The sequence below is a fragment of the Labilibaculum euxinicum genome (genome assembly GCF_963678175.1).
Lineage (GTDB): Bacteria > Bacteroidota > Bacteroidia > Bacteroidales > Marinifilaceae > Labilibaculum > Labilibaculum euxinus.
Genome location: NZ_OY782756.1, coordinates 2,357,187 through 2,380,301 on the forward strand (window position 1 = coordinate 2,357,187; position 23,115 = coordinate 2,380,301).

18 protein-coding genes are annotated in these 23,115 nt (G+C 34.5%); 12 read left to right on the forward strand and 6 right to left on the reverse strand.

What is annotated here, in order from left to right:
• Positions 1 to 3 precede the first annotated feature (3 nt).
• The 4 genes from ACY0M5_RS09490 (at position 4) to guaA (ending at position 4,209) form a co-directional block, all read left to right on the forward strand.
• Positions 4 to 933: a ribonuclease Z gene (locus ACY0M5_RS09490; RefSeq protein ID WP_124991925.1), complete on the forward strand. Its 930-nt coding sequence runs from the start codon at positions 4 to 6 to the stop codon at positions 931 to 933.
• Positions 934 to 995: 62 nt separating this feature from the next.
• Positions 996 to 2,243, forward strand: coding sequence for a C1 family peptidase (locus tag ACY0M5_RS09495; protein ID WP_461631592.1), 1,248 nt, complete (start codon positions 996 to 998; stop codon positions 2,241 to 2,243).
• Between the two features lie 52 nt (positions 2,244 to 2,295).
• A complete protein-coding gene (locus ACY0M5_RS09500; RefSeq protein WP_461631593.1) occupies positions 2,296 to 2,556 on the forward strand; it encodes a SemiSWEET transporter in 261 nt (86 codons plus the stop codon).
• Positions 2,557 to 2,676: 120 nt separating this feature from the next.
• A complete protein-coding gene (gene guaA / locus ACY0M5_RS09505) occupies positions 2,677 to 4,209 on the forward strand; it encodes a glutamine-hydrolyzing GMP synthase (RefSeq protein ID WP_156197133.1) in 1,533 nt (510 codons plus the stop codon).
• 83 nt (positions 4,210 to 4,292) lie between these two features.
• On the opposite strand, the gene ACY0M5_RS09510 is transcribed toward guaA, so the two are convergent.
• Positions 4,293 to 5,027, reverse strand: a complete 735-nt coding sequence (locus ACY0M5_RS09510; protein ID WP_461631594.1) for an Hpt domain-containing protein — start codon at positions 5,025 to 5,027, stop codon at positions 4,293 to 4,295.
• Positions 5,028 to 5,133: 106 nt separating this feature from the next.
• On the opposite strand from ACY0M5_RS09510, the gene ACY0M5_RS09515 reads away from it, so the two are divergent.
• The 4 genes from ACY0M5_RS09515 to ACY0M5_RS09530 all read left to right on the forward strand — a co-directional run bounded on the left by ACY0M5_RS09515 (position 5,134) and on the right by ACY0M5_RS09530 (position 9,136).
• Positions 5,134 to 6,747 (forward strand): S41 family peptidase, encoded by a 1,614-nt coding sequence (locus ACY0M5_RS09515; RefSeq protein ID WP_101311462.1) that lies wholly within the window; start codon positions 5,134 to 5,136, stop codon positions 6,745 to 6,747.
• 197 nt (positions 6,748 to 6,944) lie between these two features.
• Positions 6,945 to 8,108, forward strand: coding sequence for a THUMP domain-containing class I SAM-dependent RNA methyltransferase (locus ACY0M5_RS09520; protein WP_101311461.1), 1,164 nt, complete (start codon positions 6,945 to 6,947; stop codon positions 8,106 to 8,108).
• Positions 8,109 to 8,190: 82 nt separating this feature from the next.
• The gene (locus tag ACY0M5_RS09525; RefSeq protein ID WP_124991930.1) at positions 8,191 to 8,730 is read left to right on the forward strand and encodes a SiaB family protein kinase; all 540 of its coding nucleotides are present in this window, start codon (positions 8,191 to 8,193) and stop codon (positions 8,728 to 8,730) included.
• Positions 8,731 to 8,752: 22 nt separating this feature from the next.
• Positions 8,753 to 9,136 carry a DUF1987 domain-containing protein gene (locus tag ACY0M5_RS09530; RefSeq protein ID WP_461631595.1) on the forward strand — a complete coding sequence of 128 codons (384 nt, stop codon included), beginning with the start codon at positions 8,753 to 8,755 and terminating at the stop codon, positions 9,134 to 9,136.
• Between the two features lie 88 nt (positions 9,137 to 9,224).
• Here ACY0M5_RS09530 and ACY0M5_RS09535 read toward each other — a convergent pair whose 3' ends face one another.
• Genes ACY0M5_RS09535 through ACY0M5_RS09545 form a run of 3 tightly spaced genes read right to left on the reverse strand, consistent with a single transcriptional unit; the run spans position 9,225 to position 13,712 of the window.
• Positions 9,225 to 12,293 (reverse strand): ATP-binding cassette domain-containing protein, encoded by a 3,069-nt coding sequence (locus ACY0M5_RS09535; protein WP_461631596.1) that lies wholly within the window; start codon positions 12,291 to 12,293, stop codon positions 9,225 to 9,227.
• Between the two features lie 46 nt (positions 12,294 to 12,339).
• The gene (locus tag ACY0M5_RS09540; protein WP_156197128.1) at positions 12,340 to 12,759 is read right to left on the reverse strand and encodes a hypothetical protein; all 420 of its coding nucleotides are present in this window, start codon (positions 12,757 to 12,759) and stop codon (positions 12,340 to 12,342) included.
• Positions 12,760 to 12,779: 20 nt separating this feature from the next.
• Positions 12,780 to 13,712: a hypothetical protein gene (locus ACY0M5_RS09545; RefSeq protein ID WP_156197127.1), complete on the reverse strand. Its 933-nt coding sequence runs from the start codon at positions 13,710 to 13,712 to the stop codon at positions 12,780 to 12,782.
• A 255-nt stretch (positions 13,713 to 13,967) separates the two neighbouring features.
• Here ACY0M5_RS09545 and ACY0M5_RS09550 point away from each other — a divergent pair, with 255 nt between their 5' ends.
• Both ACY0M5_RS09550 and ACY0M5_RS09555 read left to right on the forward strand, forming a co-directional pair.
• Positions 13,968 to 16,124: a S9 family peptidase gene (locus ACY0M5_RS09550; protein WP_461631597.1), complete on the forward strand. Its 2,157-nt coding sequence runs from the start codon at positions 13,968 to 13,970 to the stop codon at positions 16,122 to 16,124.
• Between the two features lie 144 nt (positions 16,125 to 16,268).
• Positions 16,269 to 17,600 (forward strand): MATE family efflux transporter, encoded by a 1,332-nt coding sequence (locus ACY0M5_RS09555; protein WP_461631598.1) that lies wholly within the window; start codon positions 16,269 to 16,271, stop codon positions 17,598 to 17,600.
• 29 nt (positions 17,601 to 17,629) lie between these two features.
• Here ACY0M5_RS09555 and ACY0M5_RS09560 read toward each other — a convergent pair whose 3' ends face one another.
• Together ACY0M5_RS09560 and ACY0M5_RS09565 are read right to left on the reverse strand one after the other, a co-directional pair.
• Positions 17,630 to 19,300 carry a BamA/TamA family outer membrane protein gene (locus ACY0M5_RS09560; protein WP_124991937.1) on the reverse strand — a complete coding sequence of 557 codons (1,671 nt, stop codon included), beginning with the start codon at positions 19,298 to 19,300 and terminating at the stop codon, positions 17,630 to 17,632.
• A gap of 399 nt (positions 19,301 to 19,699) precedes the next feature.
• A complete protein-coding gene (locus ACY0M5_RS09565; protein WP_461631599.1) occupies positions 19,700 to 20,155 on the reverse strand; it encodes a hypothetical protein in 456 nt (151 codons plus the stop codon).
• A 175-nt stretch (positions 20,156 to 20,330) separates the two neighbouring features.
• Between ACY0M5_RS09565 and ACY0M5_RS09570 the strand changes: the two genes are divergently transcribed.
• Positions 20,331 to 20,702 (forward strand): BlaI/MecI/CopY family transcriptional regulator, encoded by a 372-nt coding sequence (locus tag ACY0M5_RS09570; RefSeq protein WP_124991939.1) that lies wholly within the window; start codon positions 20,331 to 20,333, stop codon positions 20,700 to 20,702.
• A 1-nt stretch (position 20,703) separates the two neighbouring features.
• On the forward strand, positions 20,704 to 23,112 hold the full coding sequence (locus ACY0M5_RS09575; protein WP_461631600.1) for a TonB family protein: 2,409 nt from the start codon (positions 20,704 to 20,706) through the stop codon (positions 23,110 to 23,112).
• The last annotated feature ends 3 nt before the right edge of the window (positions 23,113 to 23,115 follow it).

Below are 23,115 nucleotides of genomic sequence, written 5' to 3' on the forward strand. Positions count from 1 at the left end.
TTAGTGAAATTTGAAGTAACAATCTTAGGCAGTAACTCTGCTTTACCAACTACCAAAAGATTCCCAACCGCTCAAGTACTCAATGTACTTGAGCGGTTTTTTTTAATAGACTGCGGAGAGGGAACACAAATTCAAATGAAGCGGTTCAGAGTTCCTATGAGTCGAATCCACCATATTCTAATTTCGCACATGCATGGCGATCATATCTTTGGATTGATTGGTTTGCTGTCTACTTTCTCGCTTCAGGGACGAAAATCGGATCTTCATATTTACGGTCATAGTAAATTGGAAAGATTCATTCAGTTTCAATTGGAACTGTTGGAGACGAAACTAGATTATCAGATTTTTTATCATACCATTTTTGGAACCGAAATTCAAACCTTATTTGAGGATGATTCTGTAATTGTACAGTCATTTCCGTTAAAACACGGTGCAATGCCTTGTGCTGGATTTCTGTTTAAAGAAAAGGAAAGACTTCGGACTTTAAAATCGGATATGCTGACTTTTTACAATATTCCTATTAAAAACAGGCATGCTATTAAGCAAGGCGAAGATTTTATTCGTGAAGATGGAGAGGTGGTTCCGAATAAAAAGTTAACAAACGATCCGCCAAAAGTAAGAAGTTATGCTTTTTGTACAGATACGGCGTATTTGCCAAAAATTGCACCAATAATTGAAGGTGTCGATTTATTGTATCATGAAGCAACATTTTTAAAGGCAGAAGAAAAGCGGGCAAAAAAAACCTACCATTCAACCACAGAACAAGCAGCGAAAATCGCTGTAGAAGCTAATGTGAAAAAATTACTAATTGGTCATTTTTCTGCTCGTTTCGAGGATTTAAAAGAACATCTAAAAGAGGCAAAAGATATTTTCCCAAATTCAGCACTGGCCGAAGATGGAAAAAAGTTTTTTGTGGAACTTGATAGGGATTAATCATCTTACAATCAAGTTTTTTTTTACTTTAGCAGTTCATAAAATTTAAAATAGACACACAAATGAAGCGATTACTATTTATTGGCTTGGCTTTTGCCTTTTGCTCATCAGCAATGGGACAGCAAAAGCAAGATAAATCGAAATTTCAGGAATACAAGCCTGGCTATTATCAAAATTCGATTCTGAAGGACATCCGTAATGTAGATGAGCAATTGGAAAGTAAAGATGTTGACAAAAAATTCTTTATGGATCAAAGCTCTTATGAATTGCCCAATAAAGTATCATTGTATAAAAACAATACGGAATGGGCACAACCAACACTTTCGCAGGGAAATACCGGAACATGCTGGTGTTTTTCTACCACTTCATTTTATGAATCGGAAGTGTATCGTTTACACAAAAAAGAAGTGAAAATTTCTGAGCTGTATACAGTGTATTGGGAGTACGTTGAAAAAGCCCGTCGTTTTATTCAGGAAAGAGGGAATTCTCATTTCGAAGAAGGTGCCGAAGGTAATTCAGTTGCTCGAATTTGGAAAAAGTACGGAGCATGCCCTGAGAGTGAGTTTACGGGATTGTTGAATGGTCGTAAATTCCATACTCATGCGAAGATGTATAAGGAAATGATGGATTTTCTGAATGGATTAAAGCAAAGTAATGCATGGAATGAGGAGGAAGCTCTTTCAACGGTCAAATCGATCATGAATCATTATTTAGGCACACCTCCTTCAAAATTTACAGTTGAAGGAAAGGAGTATACGCCACAAACTTATCTTGCTGATTATCTGAAATTAAATATGGATGATTATGTGGAAATTCTTTCGTACAAACAAGAACCATATTGGGAACAGGTTGAATACAAAGTACCTGACAATTGGTGGCATTCTAAAGAGTATTACAATGTTCCTTTAGATGATTATATGACTGCTGTGAAGAAAGCTGTTCGTAGTGGTTACACAATGAGTATTGGTGGAGATGTTTCTGAGGCCGGCTTCTTAAGAACAACGAATTGTGCTATGGTTCCATCATTTGATATTCCTTCGGAGTACATTAATGATGATGCGCGTCAGTTACGTTTTTCGAATGGTTCTACGACCGATGATCATGGAATGCATTTGGTGGGTTACTATGTTGATAAGGATGGTAAAGACTGGTATTTGATTAAAGATTCAAGTTCGGGTTCAAGAAACATTGATGAAAATTCAGCTGAATTTGGATATTATTTCTTCCATGAAGATTACGTGAAACTTAAAATGATGGGATTTACAGTTCATAAAGATGCAGTGAAAGACCTTCTGAAAAAATTTAAGTAATTTACAAACCCCTAAGATTTTCTTAGGGGTTTTGGTTTAACTGAAATAATTAATGGAAACTACCTTTGCGTCGATTTTAGGTTTTGCTGCAGCTTTCTGTACTACCGTTTCATTTATCCCTCAGGCATTACGTGTGATTAAAACGAAGCACACGAAAGATTTGTCTTTGGCAATGTATTCCATGTTTAATATCGGAATACTTATGTGGTTGATTTATGGGGTGTTGATAGATGCCTGGCCGGTTATAATTGCAAATGTTATTACTCTTGGTTTGACCTTAATAATTTTGGTGTTGAAGATAAAGTACAAATAGATTTGCAATCAGGTGTTTTTTGATTCGTGTATTCAAATAATGTAGTTTACGAGAACAAAATTTGTATATCTTTGTACGCCAAATAGGATTACTGAACAACCCCCTCAATTTATAGATTTTATGCAGGAAAAAATTCTGATTTTAGATTTTGGCTCACAATATACACAGTTGATTGCCAGACGAGTTCGTGAATTAAACGTTTATTGTGAAATTCATCCCTTTAATAATCCTCCCGTTATCGACGAATCGATTAAAGGAGTTATTCTTTCCGGAAGTCCGTTTTCTGTTCGTGACGAAAAGGCTCCGATTCCAAATTTATTAGAAATAAAAGGTAAACTTCCACTTCTGGGAGTTTGTTATGGTGCACAGCATTTGGCTCATTGTTTTGGCGGAGAAGTTATGGCTTCTAATAAACGTGAATATGGTCGTGCCAATCTAACTTCTGTAGATAACAGCAACGAATTATTGAAAGGCATTAGCTTGAATTCACAAGTGTGGATGTCGCATGGTGATACCATTGAGAAAATGCCTTCAAATTTTAAAGTAATTGCAAGTACTTCGGATGTAGAGAATGCCGCGTTTGTGATTGAAGGCGAGACAAGCTTCGGAATTCAGTTCCATCCTGAAGTGTATCACACAACAGAAGGAAGTATTCTGTTGAAGAATTTTATCGTAGATATTTGTGGTTGCCACCAGAATTGGACACCAGATGCATTTGTAGAAACTACAGTTGCTGAATTAAAAGAGAAGCTTGGAGACGAAAGTGTTATTTTAGCTTTGTCAGGAGGTGTTGATTCAACTGTAGCGGCAATGTTGTTGCACAAAGCAATTGGTAAAAATCTTTACTGTATTTTTGTTGATAATGGTTTGTTGCGTAAGAACGAATTCTCAGATGTATTAAAAAAATATGAGACCCTAGGATTGAATGTGGTTGGTGTTGATGCAAAGGAGAAATTTATTTCTGCTTTGGCTGGAGTTTCCGATCCTGAAACAAAACGAAAGATAATTGGTAATGGATTTATTGAGGTTTTTGACGAAGAATCTCATAAAATTGAAAATGCAAAATGGTTAGGTCAAGGTACTATTTATCCTGATGTTATCGAATCAATATCTGTAACAGGAGGTCCTTCTCAAACGATTAAGTCTCACCATAATGTTGGTGGATTACCTGATTTTATGAAATTGAAGGTGGTAGAACCTTTGAAGTTACTTTTTAAAGATGAAGTTCGAAGAGTCGGAAGAAGTATGGGACTGGAAGATAAATTCATTAGTCGTCATCCATTCCCAGGACCTGGTTTAGGAATTCGTATTTTAGGTGATATTACTGCTGAAAAAGTTCGTATTCTTCAGGAGGTTGATCACATCTTTATCTCAGGATTGGTAGAAGATGGATTGTACGATGAAGTTTGGCAGGCAGGAGTGATGTTGTTGCCGGTTCAGTCGGTTGGTGTTATGGGCGATGAGAGAACTTATGAAAGTGTTGTTGCCTTAAGGGCTGTTGGGTCTACAGATGGAATGACAGCAGATTGGTCACATTTGCCTTATGAATTTCTTGCAAAAATTTCGAACAAGATTATTAATGGAGTGAAAGGTGTCAACAGAGTTGTTTATGACATAAGCTCAAAACCACCGGCAACTATCGAGTGGGAATAATACTCTACAGTAAAGGCTAAAATATATATATTGCAACGCAATATCTTCGATTGAAGGTATTGCGTTTTATTTTGATTGAAATGTTAGGATTTGAATTGATCTTGGTTGTCAAGATAAAATTTGCGGGTATTCTCAATATCAGCAATTAATTGATTTAATTTTTGAACTGATAATTCCTGATCGTTATCTAAAATATGTTTTTCCAATTCGATAATAGTAGTTCTTGCTGCTTCCATAGAGAAGTTTGCCAATACTCCTTTTAGTTTATGAGCTGCATCCTTTGCAAGTTTAAATTCCCCGTTATTTAAAGGAGTTTGGATGTCATCAATTCGGGATTTCCAAATTTCAAAAAACTTTTCGATCACTGTTTGTATAAATTCACGATTGTTGTCAACCCGTTTAAAAAGATCTTTGAAATTAATAATAGCGACTTTTTGATCACCTCTTTTTATTTCTCTTGGCAGATCTATAAGTTTCAGTATCAGTGATTTTAAATTCAGATTTTCTGGAAAGAAAAGTATTTTGTTGTCTTTGCAAAGCTGCTCTTCTTCAGGATTAGTGGTAATAATAAGAAGCTTATTGTTTTTTGGAATAGTATTTGCGTAGTAGTTTTTTAAAGATTTAACAGACTGATTTAATTCAATAGCATTTTGGTCATCTAACTGATATTTTGAGATAATTAAATCAAAATTTTCATCGATGAGTAATTCAATTGCTTCCTGTCCTGTGTTACAATTTTTAAAAGCTATTTGAGTCATTGAATCAATGTTCAGTGAATTATGAAAACCAATTAAAAGTATGTTCGGTTTATGTTTCATATTTGTATTTTACAATACCTGTATTTCTTATAAAAATTGTATCTTTCGGTGACTTTTTGAAATTTAAAATCAATTTGCGCAAAATTTATTAAAAAGCATAATTTATATGAGTAGTAAGAAATTATTTTTGAGGAACGTGGTTTCTATCTGTTTAGTCGGCCTGTTTATGTATGTCGGTGGACTTAAGGCTCAATCAGTAAAGAATCAAGCGATAAAATATCAAAATTTATTGGCATTAATCGATGCATTCTATGTTGATACAGTTAGCCTTGATCGATTAACAGAGGATGCAATTGTTAAAGTGTTGTCCGAATTAGATCCACATTCGGTTTATATAAGCAAAGATGAGATTCAGGAAATGAATGAACCGTTGCAGGGAAGTTTTAGTGGAATTGGCATCCAATTTAATATTTTGAGAGATACATTAATGGTTGTAGCAACCATTCCTGGTGGACCGTCAGAAAAGGTTGGTTTACGTGCCGGCGATCGAATATTGAAAATTGATAACGAAAATGTTGCCGCTGTTGGGTTAAAAAATAATGATGTTCGTAAAAGCCTGCGGGGTGATAAAGGAACAATTGTTAGTCTTGTAGTAAAGAGAAAACGCGAAAAAGAATTGATCGATTTTGTAATAACAAGAGATAATATTCCTATCCATAGTTTGGATGCGGCTTACATGATTAATAATCAGATTGGTTACGTCAAACTTAATCGATTTGCAGCAACAACTTCGGAAGAATTCCTGGAAGCTTTAATTAAATTGAAGGCTGAAAATATGCAGGATATGATTCTCGATCTAAGAGGTAATGGCGGCGGTTATATGCAGGCTGCAATTGAAATTGTTGATCAATTATTCGAAGCTGAGCAATTAATTGTTTATACTCAGGGTTTAACAAATCCAAGAAGGGAAAATATATCTACTGCCAAAGGTATTTTTAAAAATGGGAAAGTTGTTGTGCTTCTTGATGAAGGATCTGCATCTGCATCGGAGATTGTAGCAGGGGCAATTCAGGATTGGGACAGAGGCTTAATTCTTGGACGCAGATCTTTTGGAAAAGGTTTGGTACAACGTCAGTTTCCATTGTCTGATGGATCTATGATTCGTCTTACCACAGCTCATTATTATACTCCGACAGGAAGATGTATTCAAAAGTCGTATGAAAAAGGTTTAGAGGATTATCATCTGGATATATTGAACAGATATAAATCAGGCGAAATGATAAGTGCAGATAGCATACACTTTCCTGATTCGTTAAAGTATAATACATTAGTGAAAAAGAGAATTGTTTATGGAGGAGGAGGTATTATGCCTGACATTTTTATACCTATTGATACAACGGCTAATTTTAAATATTTCAATTTATTGGTTCGGAAAAATGTAGTTTATCCTTTTGTTGTGAATTATATGGATCGGAATTTGAAGAAGTTGAGAAATAAATATGCAAACTTTGAAGATTTTGATAAAAACTTTGAAGTCAGTGAAGAGATGCTTCAAGAGATCGTTTCTATGGGAGAAAAAGAGGGGATAGAGAAAAATGAAGAAGATTATCTTGCTGTTGTTGATGATTTGAAGCTTCATGTAAAAGCACTTTTGGCTAGGGATTTATGGGAGAGTTCTGAGTATTATAAGGTCGTAAATAAGAAGAATGATTTTATATTAAAAGCGGTAGAGGTTTTGAGTAATCCTAAGATTTATCAGAAAGAATTAGCGAATGAATAAGTAATGATACTAAGCCGAAAGTTTAACTTTCGGCTTTTTTTATTAATATCTTCTCGAAAACCTATGTTTTTAAGAGCTAAAGATTAATTTTGTAGCCGAAATGCGGATCGAAAGCTTTGGTTTTTGAAATGAATAAGGAATTGTTTTTCTTGTAACCGTTATTTGAAATAATTAAGAGACATTAAAAAAAGATAGTTTTGAAAACAGACTCGGGTAAATTCAGATTAATTGCAAAAACCTTTCAAGGGTTAGAGGAAGTATTGTTTCATGAGTTGGAGCAATTAGGAGCAGAAGAGATTAGAATCTTAAAGCGAGCTGTGAGCTTTGTTGGAGATAAAAGCTTAATTTATAAAGCAAATCTTCATTTGAGAACTGCAACCCGAGTTCTTAAACCAATCCATAAATTTAATGCCAAGGATACGGATGAGTTGTACAAAGGGATTCAGGAGATAGACTGGAGCGAGTACATCACACATCGTGAAACAATTGCGATTGACAGTACTGTAAGTTCAGAAGATTTCAAACACTCTAAGTTTGTAACCTATCGTGTAAAAGATGCTATTGTTGACCAATTCTTCGACAAGATTGGAGATCGTCCAAATGTTCGGGTGGTTAATCCAACCCTAAGAATTAATATTCATATCGATAAAAATACCTGTACTGTTTCTCTTGATAGCTCTGGAGAATCATTACACAAAAGAGGGTATCGCGTTGCAGAAACAGCAGCTCCTCTTAATGAAGTTATGGCTGCAGGTATGATCTTATTATCTGATTGGGATAAAAAAATGAATTTTATTGACCCTATGTGTGGTTCGGGTACCCTTTTAATCGAAGCCGCTCTTATAGCATACAACATTCCTCCTGGATTGTATCGTAAAGAATTTGCTTTTCAAAAATGGAAAGAATATGACGAAGATATGTGGGAAGATATCTATAACGAAGAAACTGAAGTAGAGTTCGAAGGAAAAATAATGGGTTCAGACATTTCTGATAAAGCAGTGGAGATTGCCGAAGCCAACATTAGAAATGCAGGCTTGCGAAGAAAAATTGATTTGAAAATTACTCCATTCCAGCAATTTGTTCCACCTATTGAGAAAGGTTTGATGATTACAAATCCACCTTATGGTGAGAGACTGAAAATTAAGGATTTGGAAGGATTGTATTCAATGATTGGAGAGCGTTTAAAGCACAATTTTGCTGGATATGATGCATGGATATTGAGTTACTCTGAAGAGTGCTTCCATAGCATTGGATTGCGTCCTTCCCGAAAAATAACGCTGTTCAATGGCCCATTGGAATGTAAATTTCAAAAATATTCAATGTTCGACGGAAAAAAGAACGAAAGATATAAAAAGGAGTAATTAGGAAAATTGATTCCATATCTCATCAGCTCAACGATATTTTATTATATTTGTCCAGCGAGTAACAATAATTATATTATTTATGAACTTTGATCTAAACCAGTGGTATTCCGAAAAAATAGATGAAGATGCTATTTTCGACTATATGGGGCGGATTGAAGATGAGGATGTTACTGATATTTTGCAGTCGATTGAACAAATTTTGAAAGATCGAAATGAACCACCAAAACTTTTCAAGAAAGTTTTTAATGTATTGGTTGAACTGGTTCAGAATTTACATCACCATGGTGAGGTTCCTTCTGATTTAGATGTTTCCTATGAAAAATTTGGTGTTTTAATTTTGCGTGATGAAGGAAATCAATACAGAATTTGTGCAGGGAATTTTATTAAAATTGATGGATTAAGACTTATTCGAGATAGAATTGATCAAATTAATACATTGTCTTCTACAGAAACTCAAAGTTTATATAGGATTATCTTAGGAAACGACCAATTCTCTGAAAAAGGTGGCGGCGGACTAGGAATGGTTGACATTGCAAGAAAGAGTGGCAATAATATGGAGTATCAGTTTTTTCAATACAACCCTAATTTTTTGTTTCTTGCTATAGATGTAATTATTTAATAACAATCAAAAATAGATTTTCATGAATTCACTTATTATAGAAGGCAGCCCTAAAACACCAAACATAAATTTTGATGGTGATGAAGGTTCTTTTTTAATTTCCGGGCGATCAATTCCAGAGAATTCCTTAGATTTTTATAAGCCAATTATTGAGTGGCTTGATACCTACATTAGTGAACCAAAGGAATCTACGATCGTAAATATTAGACTTGAGTATTTTAATACCAGCTCTTCGAAATGCTTGCTTGATGTCTTTAAAAAGCTTGAAGTTATATTTAAGCGTGGACAAAAGGTTGGAATTAACTGGTATTATGAAGCGGATGATGAAGATATGTTGGAGGCTGGAGAAGATTATCAGTCTATTATTAAGATTCCATTTACAATGATCGAAGAAGAAGAAGAATAGTATATTTTAAGATATATAAAAACCGCAAGTGAAAACTTGCGGTTTTTTTATGAATTGGAATCAGCCTTTTTTGAATTTACAAATTGATTTATCGTTCGTATTTTTTCTTGTTAAATCTTTGGTCAAAAACACCTAATAGTTTCTTGAATAAGCTATAATACAGAATAATATATAGTGAAAATGTTGAGACCCAAATAACGATGATATTTACCCAGTACGTGTCGAAATATTGTCCAAATATCCTTTTCTGAGGAGCATAAAAGTGTGCTTTAATAAAACTTCCTTCAGGATTCCTGTAAATAGGATCAATTTTTTGGAATAATTTCCCTTTGTATTCAATAATTCGTTCGATATCGTTCGAGTTTCTAACAAACTCAGTAAGACCTTCATTTGTGTATGTTTTTTTCATGTTCACAAATGCCTGTTTGTCTAAAAATCCTTTTTGTAACTTGGTTAAGCGTTCATCCTTTTTACGATTCGAGACATTATATAAATTAATGTAGTATCGGTTCAATTTATTAAAATACTCCCGCGTCGCTTTAATAACGTCGGCGTTTAAATTTTGAGGATTGAGTTGATCTAAATTATCAAATGGAATTGCAATTTGATCAAGATCTTCTATCGAAAGTTCGTTATGAAGGAGTAATAAATTTTCGGCAAGTTCCTTCTTTTTATCTGGTAACTTAAGGTATCGTTCGCTGGTATTTAATTTGTTTTTAAGAATCGGTAACCAATAATTTTTACGATAATCAGCTTTACTCATTAACTTTTCGTAGATATAGAAATTAGCCATGTATTCGTTGTCTTTGTATTGTTTTACAGCTAAAGCTTCATAAGCCCAACGAGCAGTTATTATTTCACCATACCAAGGAATATTATTTGGTGTGGAAATGGTCGGATTAAGTTTATCGAATTTTACAATTATACCACTTAAAATTAGCTGTGGTATTAAGATAAAAGGAATTAAAATGTAAATGGTAATTACAGTTTTAAAACTGTCCGAGATGATTAAACCAAGCATATTAGCAAAGCACCAGGCACTGAAAAGAGCAAGCCAATATTCAAAATACATTCCTTTAATTTCCAGAATAGAGTTGCCTATTATCGTAAATAAAAAGGCTTGAAAGGCCGATATAGAGAACAGAATAACAATTTTTGAAAGTAGATAACTAAACTTGCTTAAGTTTAAAAACCGTTCCCTTTTAAGAATTTTTCGATCTTTAATAATTTCTTCAGCACTAAGCGTTAAGCCTATAAACAGAGCAACAATAACCGACATGAAAAGGTATACCGGAAGGTTGCTGTTGTTACTAAATGTATAACCTAAATCATTGGCAACGTCAATATTGTAAAATTTAATAATATAACTTAAAAGAAATGCTAATAGCGGCGTTTCAAATAAATTAATAAATAAGTATTGACGGTTTGCCAGTTTGGAAATTACATCCCTTTTTACAAATACACTAAATTGTTTAAATATATTTGGAATTTTGAATGTTACCGGAGGAAGCTCGGTTGTATCATCAATAGTTTTATTAACACCCACATATTCGTGATATTTTTTATACCATTGAATAGGAGATACCTTTCTAACCTGTGTAGGATTACCGTATTCATCCAATACCTCAGATTCAATAATATTAAAAATTTGGTCCGCATCAACGTTACCGCATGATGAACATTCGCTTTCTGTACGGTTTGCCCGCATTGTTTGCGATTTGAAATAGGTTATCGCATCAAGTGGATTCCCGTTAAAAATCAGATAGCCGCCAGTATCCAAAATTAACAAGCGATCGAACATCTTAAATATATCTGAAGACGGTTGATGTATTACGACAAAAATCAACTTCCCTTTTAATGCTAAATTTTTAAGAAGATCCATAATCTTTGCAGAATCTCTCGATGATAAACCTGAAGTTGGTTCATCAAGAAATAATACGGAAGGTTCACGAATCAATTCCAAAGCAATATTTAATCGCTTTCGCTGTCCTCCGCTAATTTTTTTATCCAATGGATTTCCCACTTTAAGATTCCGGGCATCGTACAACCCTAAATCTTTAAGCAAGTTCAATACAATTCTAATTAGTTGAAAAGTGCTGTATTTGTCGAAGCAAAGTTTGGCATTAAAATATAGATTTTCGAAAACGGTAAGCGATTCTATTAATAAGTCATCCTGTGAAACATGACCAACAACACCTTCCAACTGGGATTTATCGGTTACAATGTTGTATCCATTAATCTCTACAATTCCATCACTGGGATTTTCTGACCCATTTAAAACATTTAAAAGCGTTGTTTTACCAGCACCACTTGATCCGATAATACCAACCATTTTTCCTGATTCTTCCTTGAAAGAAAGATCATGAATACCAATATTATTTTCTTTAAACCGGTATTCAATATTTTTGGCTTCGAATACAACTCTTTTGTGTTCCTGATCGCGATGAAAGGTCGTGGCAATATCACTAAAATAAATCGGATTAATTTTCGGATTTCGGATGGATGAACCTTGAGTTAACAGATGTACTCGCTCTGGATTAAGATTCTGCCCGTTCATGATTAGTTCTTCAATTCCCTTGAATCGCAACACAAACATGTCTACTCGCTTAAGACGAAGAATTTTAATTTCACCTACGAAACCTTCAGCATAATAATGTTCTCCTACTTCAAATACTTTGTTCTCATTACTAACGGTAAGTAAACGTACAGATCGGGTGATTTCATCGAAATCATTTAGAACAAAATTCTTTAATCGATCATAACTTCCAAGAGGAAGGTTAAAGGTCTCTGCAACAGTTTCAACAAAGGCGAATTCTTGATCACTAATTTCTTTTTCCAATTTTAGGAATTCCAACAACTGAATGAGGACAATCACCTTTTGTCGGACAACGAGTTCTTCGTTTATTTCGGTGCATATGCGAAGCACTCTCACCGAGCTTGCTGAAGTGTATTTTTTAATTTTGGTGGTTCTTGTAGTACGCTTCTGGTTAGCCTCATAGTGTTGATCATATAAGCTAAGATATTCTTCAGCTGTTTCTTGATCAAGTTGTTGTTTGAGATATTTGGAAACCATTCTTCGCCTCTCAATTGCTGAACTTTTTGGGTGAGCAATGATTGCAAATAGCTGCATTAAAGCCTTAAGAATTCGTTCACTCATAGAATGTGAAAGTTAGTGGTGTGTTGTGAGAAGAGGTGAACGGATATTATTGTTTAAATCCGATCAGGAGAAGGACAAATCCGGATGTTACTTCTTTCTGATTTAATTTGGCTTCAATGGTACAATTTATTGAGTTGGTAAATTGAAAATCCCAATAAGGCGAGTTCTTATGATCCTTATTGGAAAAAAGCAAATGATTTTCCTCATCGTAAATTGAGAAGATTACATTTTTTTCCATTTTACCAGTGGCTCCTACAATTCGGTAATAGTTATTGGCATAAAATGTTGTGTGAAATTCAGCAACTTCACCACCCGATAGAAGGGCTTTATATTGTTGGCCATCGGATATAAATTCAGGTTCCAGATATTTTGTGCAGTTTTGCAATGTAACATCCGATTGCGCATTAGAGTGAAAGCTAAGGCCTGTAAAGAATAATATAAGAAAAAGGGTATAGAAGCGATTCATAAGTTGTTTTTTTAATTGGATTACTTGATGATGTAGTTACGAATAACACTTACTTTATCAGTAATTGAAGCTAACTGTTCTTTATTCATTACCAATTCAGATTTGCTTTTTACAATTGTAAGTTTGTTTTTAGCATCAGTAATTGGAGGAATATATGTGTATTTATCTTCTATTTCATCAAATGTGTAAGCTAAATCGATTAATCGATCAACCAGAAAATAGAAGTCTTTAGATTCATTGGAATAGGGTACTAAAAGTTTTATTAAATTCTCAAGAGGTCTTTTCTGCTCTGAAATCCGAGTCATTAATTCTTTGTTTGGACTCGTCTTGATTTGTTGGGTTAGAATATAAACAGATTCTATCCAACCACCTGCTAAGATTAAAGCTCCGGTATTTTCTCTGTCATTGACTTTTAAATAATTATCGATTTTACGATAGGTAGTACTTACAATAACGAGCAAAGAGTCTCTATTTTCAATATTTTTCTCAATACGTTCAATCGTAGGTTTATCCATCGCGTTGTATAATCCAATTTCCTGAGAAATGATTTTTAAAACCGCAAAATAACTTGCTGCATCTTGAGTTTGATGATAGATGTTAATGTATCCTAAATCAGATCCGTAAATGCCGAAATTTACAGCTTTGCTAAAATTTTCAACATAGTCGCTTGCTTTGCTTGTCGTATGCAATAAATCTTTATTGTAAGGAATTCCCGATTGCTCAAGAAGCAGTGAGATTTGATATGGAGATGGAAGACTGAAGAGAATATTATTGTATTTAAAAATATTCGCAGACTGATCTATATCTTCCATGATAGCAGCTTCTGCAGCTATCTCGTCAGTGGCAACATCATTTTTAGTCTTATTTTTACGCAAAATAAAAAATGTTACTATTGCAGCAATAGAGATTAAAATAAGAAATTTAATACTGTTTGGTATTTTGTTCTTCGGCATATTGTATAACTTAAAATTTATTAAGCCAATTTAGAAAGAATAAACTACTTCTCAAAGCTCTGTGTATGCTACACTACTGATTCGTTTTGCGAATTTACTATTGATTGAGTTTTTCGATCTTACTTTGGATTTTTTTCAAAGTAATTGGTGATTGTCTCGGTTAATTATTCTTTCATTATTACTCTATTTCTACTAAAAAGGATACATTTGGAGACGAATTTTTTAAAAAGAAATATAACAACGACAAAAAACACTATGAAAAGAGTATTCCTTCTAACCTATTTACTAATCATTTGTGCCCTTTTTACTGCTGCAGATGCTCAAACAAAGAAATTGAGTATGGAAGACGCTATTTTGGGACAATGGGGAAAGTTTTATCCTGAAAATTTATCTCAATTATCGTGGAAAGGCGAAAGTAATCTGATATCCTATGTTTCAAATAATGATATTATGGCGGCTGAACCAGATGAAGAGGCTAAAGTTATTTTTACATTATCGGATTTAAATGTGATGTTAAAATCGGCAGGAGACAAAGAATTAAGCAGATTGCCGCGGTTTTCATGGATAAGTAATGATGTGATTCAATATTACAACCAAGGTAATTTTATTCAAATTGATCTGCTCAATAAGAAGCTTGTGTCACAATTGAAAATTAGCAATAAGGCGGAAAATGCTGAATTTTGTGCAGTTAATTCATCTGTTGCATATACCATTGAGAATAATCTGTATATAAGCGGTGCAGATGGAAATGAAGTGGCTGTAACTTCGGATCAGGATAAGAATTTGGTTAACGGTCAAATAGTTAGCCGGAGTGAATATGGTATTAGTGATGGAATTTTTTGGGGACCAAAAGGAAAATGTTTGGCCTTTTATCGGAAAGATGAAAGTAATGTTACCACATTTCCATTATTAGATATTACCACACGAGTTGGTGATTTGAAGGAAATTAAATATCCGATGGCTGGCATGGGCAGCGAAACGGTGAGTTTGGGTATTTATAATCTGAAAGAGAAATCAACAGTATGGATTCAATCTGATGATTTTGGAACGGATCAATATTTGACAAATATTACTTGGGGGCCAGATGGAAAATTTATTTACATTCAGGTTTTGAATCGTTCTTCGGATCATGCTAAACTGAATAAATACGAAGCAGTAACAGGTAAATTTGTAAAAACACTTTTCGAAGAAAAGGATGATCGCTGGGTAGAACCTTCCCATGAATTGATTTTCTTAAAAAATAATACAAATCAATTTATTTATCAGACCAATAACCGGGATGGTTTTAATCATGCTTATTTGTACGATACGGATGGAAAATTAATCAAACAATTGACATCGGGAGATTGGGAAATTACAGAGATTTTGGGTTTTGATAAATCAGAGAAGAACATGTTTTTTGTATCAACGGAAGTGAGTCCTATTGAAAGACATGCATATAAATTGAATTTGAAAACTGGCAAGCGAATTCGATTAACGACAGAGGAAGGAACTCATGCAGTTAAGCCAAGTGCCGACGGTAAATTTATTATTGATAATTACAGCAGTTTAAATGTGCCGCGAAAAATCCAAGTTGCAGATACAAAAGGCAAAGTGATAAAGGAATTGGTGAATGCTGAAAATGAGCTGGCTGATTATAATTTGGGTGAAATCTCTTTGGGGACTATAAAATCGGCAGATGAAAAAACGGATTTGTATTACAGGATGGTTAAACCAGCAGATTTCGATCCAAATAAAAAATATCCGGTGGTGGTTTACGTTTACGGGGGACCGCATGCACAATTGGTAACTGATAATTGGTTGGGAGGTTCTCGTTTGTGGGAGCAGTATATGGCTCAGAATGGCTATTTAATCTATGTTTTGGATAATAGAGGTTCAGCAAATAGAGGAAAAGAGTTTGAAGCTATTATCCACCGTCAGTGTGGTCAACCCGAAATGGCTGATCAAATGAAAGGGGTAGAGTTTTTGAAATCATTACCCTATGTTGATGTTGATCGTATTGGGGTTCATGGCTGGAGTTATGGTGGTTTTATGACCATTTCCTTAATTACAAATTATCCTGATGTATTTAAAGTCGCAGTAGCCGGTGGTCCCGTAATTGACTGGAAATGGTACGAAGTGATGTACGGGGAGCGTTATATGGATACTCCGGAAGAGAATCCGGAAGGATATGCGATGACCTCCTTGCTTACAAAAGCAAAAGATTTGAAAGGAAAACTATTGATCTGTCAGGGCGCAATTGATAATACTGTGCTATGGCAGCATAGTTTGAATTTTATTCGGGAGTGTATTAAAAACAATGTTCAGGTTGATTATTTCCCTTATCCTTGTGCCGAGCACAACGTAAGAGGGCGTGATCGTATTCACTTGAAGCAAAAAGTGAGTAATTATTTTGATGATTATTTGAAATAGGAGTGGCTGGTTAGCTATAAAAATGAATAAATCGTCATCCCAATTCCGATATTTTTCGGCAATTTTGAGGTGACGATTTTTTTTGTTCCTGAAGTGTCACTCATTATGATTTTTAAGTGCGCATACATTAAATAAAATATCAAATTGAAAACACAAATCAATTACAGAAGTATCTGGAAAATAGCTTATCCTATTATTTTAGGAAGTGTAGCACAAAATATAATTGCTCTTACCGATACTGCTTTTTTGGGACACCTAAGTGAAACAGCTTTGGGGGCTGCTGCTATTGCAACAATATTTTATTTTGCGATTGTAATGCTTGCCTGGGGGGTTGGATTGGGAGCTCAAATTGTTATTGCAAGAAGAGTGGGGGAAGGAAATCTCAAACTTGTTGGTAAAACCTTCGATCATGCTTTGTATTTTTTATTGGTTTTGGCCGTATTGCTGGTCGTTTTTATGGAATTACAAGCTCCGCCTATTTTGAAGGCTATTGTGAAATCGAATGCAATATATGATGCCAGTATCGATTACATTTCTTACCGGGCGTGGGGAATCCTATTTGCTTGCGTAAATCTATTGTTCAGAGCTTTTTATATTGGAATCGCAAAAACAAAAATAATTGGCTGGAGTACCATTTTTATGGCAATTATTAATATTTTTTTCGATTACGTACTGATATTTGGGGAGTGGGGATTTCCTGAAATGGGAATAAAAGGTGCAGCCTTTGCTTCTGTAATTGCCGAGTTTTGTGTTATGCTTGTTTTTATTGTCTATACTCTAAAAAGAGTACCTGTTAAAACTTATGATTTATTTGGGTTTGCAAAAATTGATTGGGAACTTTATTCACGACTAATCAAAGTATCTTTTCCAATGATGATCCAGAATTTTTTGGCTCTGTCGTGTTGGTTTGTTTTCTTTTTAATGGTAGAAAGAATGGGGCAGAGAGAGTTGGCAATTTCAAATATTATAAGAAGTATTTATGTTTTGATGATGGTGCCGGTTTGGTCTTTTGCATCAGCGGCTAATACTTTGGTGAGCCAGGTTATTGGGGAAGGACATTCGGCTGAGGTTATGCCGGTTATTTGGCGGACAATTAAGTTATCCTTTCTTTCGGTTTTGACATTGGTGGGTATCTGTATTATTAATCCCGAATTAATAATTTCAATTTATACCGAAGAGCTGGGATTGATTGCTGATACAAAACCGGTTTTGTACGTGATTTTTGGTGCAACTTTAATTTTTCCAATTGCAGTGACTCTTTTTCATGGTGTTTCAGGAACAGGAAATACTTTTCATGCTATGTTGATCGAGATTGGAGTTTTAGTATGTTATTTGGGCGGAGTCTATCTTTTAATCGCAGTTTTAAAATTACCAATTTCAGGTGTGTGGACTTCGGAGTATTTTTATGGCGGATTTCTTGGTTTGAGTTCCTGGTTGTACCTTAAATTATTTAATTGGAAAGAAAATAAGATTTAAATTTTTAAAGGATAAGAAATTCCAAAGAACTATTCAAAAGGAATTACTTCTGGTTGAGAAACTCTAAAGTTGTTGAATTTAGGTCTTTCTTCCCCGGATAATTGATATTCAAACTGGTTAAAATCGGAGGGCGCTTTTGGATAAAAAGCAAGGCGTAGCTGTATGGTTTTAAATACCAAATTTTCGTTGCGCAAACGAATACCAAATCCTACACCGTAATAGAATTTTTCCTTAAGAATGTTCTTTTTATTACTACCTATAAATCCCATATCGGCAAAAGTGTAAAAAGCAAAACGAAAGCCCCCTAAAGTATAAGGTGTAAAGGCAACAGTTTCCAGATTAAGGACTAATTTCTGAGTGCCTATTACATCTTCTTTTGAAAAACCTCGTATTCCTGTATCAGTAATTAAGCTTATGAATTCTTCTGGAAATCTTCTTATTCCCAGTGTATATTGCAAATCTGCAAAATTACGAAGACGAAGAGATCCGAGATTACGGATGCGACTGAAGAACTTTGTTTGACCAAGCAAGACACCCTGTTCAAACCTTTCTGAATTAAAATATCCGCCAAGCGCAACACGATTAAAGAAATAAGTTCTGCTTTTTTGAAGGTAAACTGCTTTTTGGAAATCAAAACCCAAATACCTTCTATAGGAGTATTCCCGGTCTTCGTAACCCATGGTGAGCTGCGCTAAAGAACCATATGGTATATCCTCGGTTCGTCCAAAATTGTAAATTAAATTACTCTTGTAATATTGAATTTGGCTTAAGCTTAAACTAGCAAGATAGAGAATATTATTGTGGAAAAATTGATTTAGTGTAGGACCAACTTTAGGTCTTTCGAAAAATTCCCGACCGGATATTCTTCCTGTTATATATAATTTTCTTCGGGCAAATTGATTTCTTGATTTAATTTTATAAGAACGGCCAAACCAAATATTTCCATAATTAAAATCCAAAGGAATTTCGTTAATAATCGGATCATCTTTTTGAATTTCGTCCGATCTCATGGTTTGAGAGAGGGTAAAGCCTCCGGCATATTTGGTATTGTAGGTTGCGAAACTTCGGTCTAAATCTATTTGAATAACCGATTTTTCATAAGTGTTTTGGTAGGTAAAAGTTGCATCAATATATGATTTTCGGATATTTCTAATTTTATATCTCCCTGTGTAGCCATATTTCTGATCTTTGTTTGAATCAAATTCAAAACTGTTACTAAATTCATGTCCCAATCCGTAAAGATTTCGATTGTATATTTCAAAATCGGTAGAGGTTAGGGAGCCAACCTTCATATTTGCTCCCCACGAAAACTGATCTTTAACCCACAATTGAAGATCGACTAATTTACGGGAACCCAATACCGGAACCACTCTAAAGTAAGCATCTTTAATGTATGATAATTGACGGATTAGTCGTTCATTATCAGCTAGATTATATGGATCTACATCATCACCTTCTTTTATTCGTAACAGTTTGCGTAAATGATTTTTCCGACTGGTATTATGAAGTTTATTTCCGGTTGTTTCTATCCAGGTTGTTGCAACTTGAGTTGTATCATATAAAGTAGGCCCAAATGGTTTTAAAACCCGAACAGTAATGTTTCGTATTGTTTTGCCTTGATATTGCACGAAAGCGGTTTCACTGCGTTCTGTTTTTATCGTATCAGTTGGATTTAGTTTGTCGGGCGAGATAAAAAACAAATTGTATAATTCCTTGGTGAACTTACGCTTGCCGGCACCCTGCTGCAGAGAATTGTAAAATTTAGATCCATTTTTCGAATTGTTTTTAAAACGTTTTTCTCTTACGGTATCTAACAGAAAAACAATTGTATCTCTGGAAATGATATAGGTGCTGTCCTGTAATTTGGCATATTGTTTTTTTCCAGCAAGCGTATCTCTTCGCGAAATCCTTTGCCCATTTGCATGGAGAAGATTTCCTATCGAAAGAATAAGAATCAGACAATATGTACCTATTTTACGAATGAGTCCAAATTTTAATTACAAAGAGGATGATCTTTTCCCAAAGATATATAAATTGTAATTTGATTTATGCGTACCAAAGCACAAGAATCATACCTTAATAGGTCTGAAATAGTTAAGTCATTTTAATTCGTTGATAGATATCAATTTTTTGTTGAGCTGATTTATACTTTCCTCAGTCCATTTCCATTTGCCTTCTTTTCTTATTTCACCCGCTAAAAATTTTCCTTTAAAAAGTTCAATAGTCTCTACCGCACTTCCAAAACCAAATCGTTTCAATCCCATTTTAAAAACAATTTTATCGTACTTTATTTTTTCTTTTCCACGGAAAAATATTAAGTAATAGTAGAATAATCTTATTTCGGCTGTGTGATCATCGAACTCTATTTTGTAAATAATTCTGTTCCTTTTTAAAAGTAACAACAGCACGTGCATACATAGCACAGTAGTTAAATAAACCACGTTTATGCCCACAAAAAACAGGATAATAACAATTAGAAGTGCTAATAAGGAAAGTTCCTTTTTTATTCTTTTTCCCAGAGGGTATTCAATAGGGTCTAATTCAAATTTTTCCATTGCTTATTTTTTGCATAGTTAGCAAAATAGCACACAGTAATCAAGATGAAATGAATAATAATCGAATGCTCCTTACACTAATTTGTTTTATCTACTAAAGTTTTAGTAATAAAATTTGTCTACTAAAAAATTAGTACTAAGTTTGTAGTAGATTAATCTAAAAGTAAATATTGATATGAAGGAGTTGACCAAAGCAGAAGAGCAGGTGATGCAAATTGTGTGGGATTTAAAAGAAACTAATGTAAGAGATGCCATAGCTTGTTTTCCGGATCCTAAACCTGCTTATACAACGGTGGCGACTGTAATGAATGCCTTAGAGAAAAAGGGATTTGTGAATAAAATCGCTCAGGGAAAATCTCATGTGTTCTCTGTTAAGATACCAAAAGAAGATTATTCTGGATACAAGGCAGGAGCATTGGTAACGAATTATTTTAATGGTTCATTTTCGAGAATGGCTTCTTTTTTTGCCAAGGATAACAAATTAAGTATTCAGGAATTGGAAGAGATGATTGAAATTGCTAAACGTGAAATAAACAAAGAGAAGTGATATGGGATCAATGACGGATTACTTACTACAGTCATCGACTGTTCTGATTTTGTTTTATCTGATTTACATTTTGATATTGCGAAACGAACGATTCTTCGCAGAAATTCGCTTTTACCTGTTGGGAAGTGCTTTTTTAGCTCTAATTCTGCCTCTATTAAAGTTTTCTTACTCGATTACTGTTGAATCAGAATTTGTAAATAATGCGATGGGAGATGTATTTGCAGAGACAATTACCGGTGAAGCAATTATGCCTGTAAAATCCTTAATTTCCAAGGAAGAGATACTACTCTTAATTTATCTGGTTGTATGCACAATTTTATTTGTAAGAAGTGTTTTAAAAGTTCTCCAGATAAGACAATTAATAAAAGCGGGAGAGTATCAAATTGTTGATGAACAGAAGGTAATTCTATTGGATCAATCCATACCTGCTTTTACCTTTTTCGGATACATTGTAATGAACAGAGAGGAGTTTAGCGACAAGTCTTTGAATAATATATTTGCGCATGAAAAAGTACATGCTCAGCAAAAGCATTGGATCGATCTGCTGTTTGTTGAAGTGTTGACCATCGTATTATGGTTCAACCCTTTTGTATGGCTTTATCAGGTTGCGGTAAAACAAACGCATGAACTTTTGGCTGATGATGGAGTAATAGCGCGTGGCTTTAACATCGGACAATATCAGGCAATTTTAATGAACCAAATTATGGGTACTGAGGTTTTGGGTTTAGCCAATAACTTTAACTATTCCATCACTAAAAAACGTATGATTATGATGTCGAAAGAAAAAAGCCCGCTAAATAGGCGCTATAAATTATTGATTGTTATCCCGGTAGTATTTGCTGTTTTGTTATTCAATCTGCAAATAGTAGAGGTGCAGGCACAGGAAAAGAAAATTGAAAAAGTTGTGGATGCAATGCCAGTTTCAGGTAAAGCGCCAAAATTTGCAGTTAATCCTGAAAGAAAGGATACCACTTATGTTACAGTTGATCAAATGCCGGAGTATCCTGGAGGATCACTTGCTTTGCAAAAATACATTGCTGAATCGGTGAAATATCCTCAAGATGCCAAGCAAAAAGGCATTAGCGGAAGAGTATTTGTGACTTTTGTTGTAAATAAAGAGGGTGAAGTAGATCAAGCCCGTGTTGTTCGTGGAGTCGATCCTTCTTTGGATGCAGAAGCTCTTCGAGTGATGAATTCAATTCCTAAATGGACACCTGGTTATGAAAAAGGAAAAGCTGTTAATGTTACTTATACCGTGCCGATTAATTTTAGTTTAAAAGATGATAAGAAGAAAGATGAAGTAAGTGTTGATGGAAGGGTAAATAGTAGCCAAATGGATGGTGTTGCTCCTCAATTTCCAGGAGGAGATTTGGAATTACAGAAATTTATAGCAAGAACTATAAAGTATCCGGTGGAAGCTCAGGAAAAAGGCGAAACTGGTAGAGTATTTGTTACATTTATTATAAATAAATTGGGTGCTGTTGAAAATGTTTGCACTGCAAAAAGTGTCTCACCTTCTTTAGATGCTGAAGCCATTCGTGTGATTAAAACTTTACCTAATTGGATTCCAGGAAGCAAAGATGGGAAATCTGTGAATGTTACCTACACACTTCCGATTAATTTTGATTTGAAAAATAATCAAGGCCAAATTATTGTAGATATGCCTAAAAAGGAAAAGCAAAAGTACAAAGGCGAAGATGTTTACGTAATAGTAGAAAAGATGCCACAATATCCTGGTGGAGGAGAAGCATTGCAAAAACACATTGCTGCATCTGTGAAATATCCACAAGATGCCCGGCAAAAAGGTATTTCTGGACGAGTGTTTGTGACATTTATCGTAAATAAAGAAGGTGATGTTGTGCAAGCCCATGTTGTTCGTGGAGTAGATCCTTCTTTGGATGCAGAAGCTCTTCGAGTGATGAATTCAATTCCTAAGTGGACACCTGGTTATGAAAAAGGAAAAGCAGTACATGTTTCCTATACAGTTCCGATTAATTTTAGTTTAGAAGATGATAAAAAGAAAGAAGTAGAGCAAAATCTAAAAACAGATTTGGATTCAAAGATTGGGTCTAAAAAGGAAGAATTTATTTATAATGACGAGCCTGTTTTTGTTATTGTAGAGGAGATGCCGGAGTACCCGGGGGGAGCTTTGAAATTAAAAGAGTTCTTTGCTGGTGAAGTGTCTAAATTGGATACTAACTATATAATTGGCAAGAGATGTTTTATTACCTTCTTGGTAACAAAAGAAGGATTGGTTGCAAATGCTCATGTTGTAAGAGGGACAGGTGATAAAGACGTGGATGCAAAAGCATTGGAGATTGTTAATAGTTCTCCAAAATGGAAGCCAGGTAAACAAAAAGGGCAAGCAGTAAATGTATCGTATACTGTACCAATTAATTTCGGAGCATAAGTT